The sequence below is a fragment of the Halomonas sp. MES3-P3E genome (genome assembly GCF_002836035.1).
Taxonomy (GTDB): Bacteria; Pseudomonadota; Gammaproteobacteria; order Pseudomonadales; family Halomonadaceae; genus Vreelandella; species Vreelandella arctica.
The window spans coordinates 1-5739 of the sequence record NZ_PJBT01000062.1; the positions used below are offsets into that span (position 1 = coordinate 1).

General features: G+C 51.8%; 6 protein-coding genes. 4 read left to right on the forward strand and 2 right to left on the reverse strand.

Annotated features, from left to right (window positions below; translation table 11 throughout):
• Positions 1-190 (forward strand): CopD family protein (locus CXF87_RS11355; protein ID WP_198556066.1); only part of this gene is annotated, 190 nt, incomplete at its 5' end.
• Positions 191-339: 149 nt separating this feature from the next.
• Here CXF87_RS11355 and CXF87_RS22030 read toward each other — a convergent pair.
• Together CXF87_RS22030 and CXF87_RS11365 are read right to left on the reverse strand one after the other, a co-directional pair.
• The gene (locus tag CXF87_RS22030) at positions 340-681 is read right to left on the reverse strand and encodes a hypothetical protein (protein WP_231658664.1); all 342 of its coding nucleotides are present in this window, start codon (positions 679-681) and stop codon (positions 340-342) included.
• Positions 682-1578: 897 nt separating this feature from the next.
• Positions 1579-2829, reverse strand: coding sequence for a hypothetical protein (locus CXF87_RS11365; RefSeq protein ID WP_008957448.1), 1251 nt, complete (start codon positions 2827-2829; stop codon positions 1579-1581).
• A gap of 560 nt (positions 2830-3389) precedes the next feature.
• On the opposite strand from CXF87_RS11365, the gene CXF87_RS11370 reads away from it, so the two are divergent.
• The 3 genes from CXF87_RS11370 to CXF87_RS11380 all read left to right on the forward strand — a co-directional run.
• Positions 3390-3890 carry a cupredoxin domain-containing protein gene (locus CXF87_RS11370; protein ID WP_022522201.1) on the forward strand — a complete coding sequence of 167 codons (501 nt, stop codon included), beginning with the start codon at positions 3390-3392 and terminating at the stop codon, positions 3888-3890.
• Between the two features lie 14 nt (positions 3891-3904).
• Entirely contained in the window at positions 3905-4570 is a 666-nt protein-coding gene (locus CXF87_RS11375) for a response regulator transcription factor (RefSeq protein WP_008957450.1), read from the forward strand.
• Positions 4557-5739 (forward strand): ATP-binding protein (locus CXF87_RS11380; protein WP_101146708.1); only part of this gene is annotated, 1183 nt, incomplete at its 3' end. The genes CXF87_RS11375 and CXF87_RS11380, both read left to right, overlap by 14 nt.

Below are 5739 nucleotides of genomic sequence, written 5' to 3' on the forward strand. Positions count from 1 at the left end.
AGTATTGATTGTCGCGGTGCTGCTGTTATTTGCTGCCGCGAACAAGTGGCGGCTTGTACCTGCCTTTGAGAGCGGCGATGCAACAGCCCCACGACGTTTGCAGCGCAGTATTGCGCTGGAGGTGGTGCTGGTCGTGGTTATCCTGCTGATCACGGCGGTGCTGACAAGGGTGACATCACCGAATGGGTGACCGTCAGGACAACCACCTTAGGTAGTTAAGAACCTAGCTTAATAGCTATAAGCAACGCTATCCGGAAGGCAAGGCCGATGCCATCCGCGCGCGACAAGAGATGCACACCCGCCACGTGGCCGTGGTGGTTCGTGGCATCTTGATGTGGTTCAGAAATTGTAGCCCAGACCAATCGTATAAGCCCAGATACCGTCCTCCTGAAACGCATCGGTGGCATCGTCGGTATCGCTGAACAGGAACTGATACTCAGCGCGAGCGAGGAAATAGGCCTTGGGCAGAACATAGTATTTCATACCCGTTTCCCGTCCCGCGAAGGCGCTGTCTTTGACGCCGTCTCCATAGATACCACCGAGGCTAGCACCGACGAAGGGCCGCGCACGACCATCAAGGAACTGATGGGTTAGGTAACCACGGGTTGAGCCGTTCCAGAAACCATCTGTGACGCCCGCCTTCGCCTTCGACATCGGCGTAATTGACGCTTTGCCGAACACCGGCAACCATGTTATCCCTCAGATACCAACCAAGATCAACAGTCTCACGCCGAAGTTTCCGCTATTAAAATTCCGATCGTTACTGCCAGTTCCAGAGATCGAAAACTCACGGACACCCGTGGGCCGTACTCTGAGTTTTGGGCGGATGCTGCCCTAGGCAGAACAGCGAGAAGACAAAAAGCCATTGCTGCAGTGTTGACTCTATTCATGAGGAGACCCTTCCTGACATTATTAGGATTGTATTTCCATAATGCACTATTCGTTATCTAGCGCGGATAGTAACGCGACCGATACCTTGGCGATCAAACGACACGGACCCGCACCATCATGTTCAGGGTCTGACATCACACGATCTGTGCGTTAGCACACACGTATATGATGGAATCTGAAAAACTGGCTACCGGATTGAGGATATGTGCTTCACCACAGCCGATCGACTCACCATCGGCATTATGCTCGGCTACATCGTATCCGGACTGATCATTCTTAGGCATCAGTTCCCGGCTGCCTTGCTAGCAACGGTTCTTTACTGATCATTTATTAGTTCTGGTCGACCGGTCGATTCCACCGCCTCGACTGGGTCAGCGACGCGACATGGTTTCTATATGAAGGCCATCGCTCGGCTAGGTGGCTATCTATATCGCTCCAGAGATACCCCTTTAAGGGCAGCCTTCATTGACGAGGTTTCATCCGCGTAGCTGATAATATTGTAAGTTTCCAGGCTTTAAATCCAAACGCAGGAAAAACTTGCGCGCAATTGAAAGGTTGCTGGGAGCAATTTCCGAATAACTAATCGCGGGCCGAAGTGAGGCGATCGCCTTGCAAGATGAGTTCCACGCCCTATCACGATAATCGCATAAGTTGTGGGACAAACTCTTTAGATCATATTTTTGATAACTAATCTTTCATGAGAAGCACAGGTGCGAACCCCCCACCTGGCGTACGGAAATTGGTCGTCTGTCCTCGATAAAGTCTCGCTGCGGCCATTAACAGTGTGCCGCGATAGGTATACAGTCTAACGTCGACCTTGAGATTTTTACGCTGTCCATCGACCAGAACGAGGCGTTCGGAGGGAGGCACATGGGCCTGGGCAATATAGTCGCTTTCCAAGATTTGGCTGAATGTTTTTTTGGTGAGTTTACTTCCCCGGTACACTCCCTTACTTCCGTGGCCTGCGACAGGTTTGAAGAACCACTGCCGTCGCTGTTGCCAAAGGGTATCAGCATTATCAGCGCTGACCTGTAAGGTACGGGGAATACAAGAGCGAAGTAATTCGGCATTTTGAGCGCTCAACCCCCAAGCCATAAGCGTCGCGGGATCTGATAACACAGCCAAGTTGCGTTTGTCCGCGAACAATGCGTGTGCATGGGGATTTGGGGTTATGACTGCGCCTCCGTCCAACCAGGCAGAGTGTAAGGCGGAGTTTCCGGGTGCTTCGAGCCCAAAATCCACTAAGCGATTGTAAACCATATCTACTCGCTTACCGCCGCTGTATAGCATGCCTGACTCATACCGAAGGTCGCCAGGCGAGAGGATGAGAGCATCAATGCCATGACGCCGTAATAACTGCTGGGCAAGTTTGAATTCAGGATAGAGGTATTGCCCCATAGGCTGATCATCAACGATAGCTATCCTCTCCAGACGTCCATTGCCACGCTGGGCACGCCATTCGCTCTCGAACTGGGCTATCACTTTAGCCTCGAAGTCGGCAGACCCGGCCGCACTTTTAGCATCACCACAACACTGCAGTTGGGCCCGTACCAGGATCGCGTTAAGAAATGCACCTCCGGCATTGGTATTGATTTCGATGAGGCGAGGCCCGTCCTCGCCGAGATGGAAATCATAGCCCATGAAGACACCTACTGGGCCGGGGTTTAACTGTGCACTTTGCGGGGCCCAAGACAGTACTTGTCGCTGATAGTCGGGAAGAGCGGCGGCGTTTTCTATGGCCTGAACAGTGGCCCTCATCTGCTCCAGAACCTGAGATGGGACAAAGACAGCGACATTCGAGAAAAGTTGATGCCAGGTCGAACGGATAAAGGCCTCATCGGCATCGTCGCCCAACTGGTCGATAAGACTTTGGGTGGCTGCTCGTCGGTCTAGAGTGATACAGGTGCAGTGCTGGTTCAGCCTTTCTGCTTCTGTCATCCCTGGGGAGCCACTGGTCTTTTGCAAGAGCTGTCCTCTGGTTTTTTCACGCTGATCTAGATCAAACTGGCCAGCATCGGCTGGTCATTGAGTTCATGAGGGCGATATTTAACGAGCTACACCTTCTGCTGATAGATCAACGTCGATGATGAGCGCTCATGGTGCTTGTACGCTCGCATTAACATCTTGTGGCAAAACTTTCAGGAAATGTAGACACAAGGGTTAATATAGATGAAGTGGAAAGCCGACGTCCGGTCATAGCGATAAAAGTAACTAGCGCTACCATCATCATCAACAAGGGGCAACTATTTTCTGCCGACAATGATGCGCAGTGATGACCAAGAGCATCCCTGCTGCCGACATCGGCAACTGAACAAATTTCACTATTAAGCGGAAGATGCTGTATTGAATTAAAAAAGGTCCCGAAATAAGGCCTTGCGCTTGCAAGTTTTCGTGATAGCTACTTATCCGGCAGGTCATATTTTTACTGTAGGTTCAGGCTCGTTTCAGGTTAACACCGTATAAAGAACGGGTGACAATAACCTCTGAGGTAAATGACCATGCGCTACACTCTTTTAACAACGTCTTTGTTTGCCCTTTCATTAAGTCTGATCACGGGCGCGGCGCTGGCTGCACCCGGCCACGGCGGTGGTGGCAATAACCTAACCGAGGCTGACGTTGACCGCACGATCAGCCTTGAGGCTGGCGATATGTGGTTCGACCCTGAAGAGCTAGAACTGGCGGCTGGGGAGGTGGTTAAATTTGAAATCACCAACACCGGCAATTTAGAGCATGAATTTGTGATTGGCAGTAAAGAAGCCCAGGAAGAGCATCGTCAAATGATGCTAGACATGGCAAATGGCGAAGGTCATGACATGTCAAACATGTCACAAGGTGAAGGCCACGATATGGCCAATATGAGCATGGCAGGCGTCACAATTGCACCTGGTGAGACCGGGACTCTATTATGGAGTGTTCCTGATAATACTAACGAGCTAGAGTATGCTTGTAACATTCCCGGCCATTACGAATCCGGCATGTACGGCAATTTTACTTTCTAATCTGACGTTTACCCATGAAACTGTTGCTACTCGAAGATGATGATTTGCTGGCAGAAAGCTTGGCAGAGAGTCTCAAGGACAACGGTTACCTTGTCGACTTGGCCGCTTCATTGAAAGCGGCCAAGTCGCTCATGGCAACCGAGCATTACGAGCTGGCTATCTTAGATCTCGGTTTGCCCGATGGCTCGGGACTAGATCTACTAGCCCAGTGGCGCAAGCAAAAACGCAGCACGCCTATCTTGATCTTGACGGCGCGCGATACTTGGGAAGATAAAGTCATTGGTCTTGAAACGGGTGCCGATGATTACCTAGCAAAACCCTTCCATGAAGCCGAGCTTATGGCCCGTTTGAAGGCACTGCTGCGCAGGCAGTCTGGTCAGTTATCTCAAGTCGTGACGCTCAATGGCGTATCGCTGGATAAAGCAGGCCAACGAGTATGTCTAGAGGGAGAAACTTGGCGTTCGCTCACGGCGACGGAGTTTCGATTACTACGCTACTTAATGCTGCATCCAGATCGCATTCACTCCAAAGAGCAGTTATTAGAGCAGCTCTATGCCCTGGAACAGGATGCCGCCGCACCTAACTTGGTCGAAGTCTATGTCGCTCGTCTGCGCCGTTATCTAGGCAAATCAATTATCCAAACTCGCCGCGGCCAGGGGTATTTCTTTGCTTCACATTGATCGGCGCAGTTTACGTTTTCGACTACTCGCCTGGCTAGGAGGCGTGGCACTATTCGTAGTGGTGACGACCTGGCTACTGCATGGCATATTGTTACAGAATCTTGCTCGGGATTTTTTGGGTGAGCGTCTTCAGCGCGAAGCCGACCATGCCGTCACGCAGCTTGAGCAAGGTGAAGCCGCCGTGCCTGCCGCGCTTGACTCGGTTAGCCAAGGCTATCAAGTCTTTCATCATCTCTACGTACTCCGCTTCAACGGCTCGGTCAGCGCTTCCGACCCACAATGGCAGCAACAGCTGGCTCCGCTGCTAGATGAAAGCGGCAATGCTCTAATAGACGTGAATCGCGGCGAGCAACACATGCTCGTCTATCGTCGCCATTTTGAATGGCAGGGCACGCAGGGTGTGCTGCTGGTGGGTGAGGACTTCTCTCAAGTAGAAGCAGGGCTTGCAACATTGCACTGGTGGGTCGGTGGGATTGCCAGCGTGCTGTTAGGAATGCTCATCATACTCAACATGTTAGCGGTTAATCGTGGACTTAAGCCACTCTGGCAACTGCGTCAACAGCTTGAAGCATTGCGAGCGGGCAAACGTGATCGCTTGTCATTAATAGCCCCTTCTGAGCTAGATGAATTAGTCGACCAGTTGAACTGGTTTATGGATGACATTGACCTTCGCTTGAAGCGCTCCAGAGAGTCGGTCGCGAACCTATCACATGCATTAAAAACCCCGCTGGCAGCCGTTACCCAAGTACTGCGTGGCAATCGGCCCATTGATGAAACCCGACGCCATAAACTGCTCAGCCGTATTGAGGATATTAACGCCCAGCTGGATGCGGAGCTGCGTCGCTCACGTATTGCAGGCCCTAACGCGGGGCGAATGGCCAACGTCACGCGTGATAGTTCACGGCTCATCGAGATGTTCCGCAGCCTTTACCCTGAGCGTATCTTCAACCTCGCCCACTCGGCAGGCGAGAAAGACCAAGTGCCTATTGAGGCTCACGACTTTTCTGAAATATTAGGCATCGTGCTCGATAACGCTGGCAAATGGTCGAATAGGTGCGTTAATTGCGATATTGCCGTCTCCGCAACCACACTCACGCTCACCATTGATGATGACGGCCTCGGCGTTGCAGAAGAGGATCTTTCGCGCTTGGGAGAGCGTGGCACACGAC